At 61.9% G+C, this 415-nt stretch carries 1 pseudogene; it reads right to left on the bottom strand.

The window, feature by feature from the left end:
• Positions 1-415, bottom strand: a pseudogene (locus WFN61_RS20735) (type IV secretion protein Rhs); the annotation flags it as partial.

The following is a 415-nucleotide window of genomic DNA, read 5'->3' as shown; positions in this document are numbered from 1 at the left end:
CCGTTTGCATCCTCATGGGCAGTCATCAGGCCATCCTGCCAGCAAAACCGTCTGCGCACGCTACCGCCCCGGCCCGTCACGGTGACGAGCTGGCCCTCAGCGTCATAAGCATAACTGACCAGGCAGATCTCATCATCCAGCCAGGCGCTGTCAAGACGCCCGCCCTGATAACGGCACACCACGCGCTGACCGGCGCTGTCGGTCAGGGCATATAACGTCCGATCGGCGTTCCACCCGAACAGAATATCGTTGCCGCAGGGCGCTGAAATGCGCCGGAGCAGAGCACGTTCATCCGGTTTGAAGGGGGCATAGTGCCAGCGCTCGCCGCTGGTATCATACACCGACCAGGTATCGTCCTGATGATGTTCCAGCCAGCGCTTTTCGGCCTGACAGTAGACGCGCTGGCCCTCCGGCA

Origin of the sequence: Pseudescherichia sp. AS216, from assembly GCF_037152055.1 — a bacterium.
Lineage (GTDB): Bacteria > Pseudomonadota > Gammaproteobacteria > Enterobacterales > Enterobacteriaceae > Pseudescherichia.
Note: the sequence above shows the minus strand (reverse complement) of the source record. Positions and strands in the feature narration are given on the sequence as shown.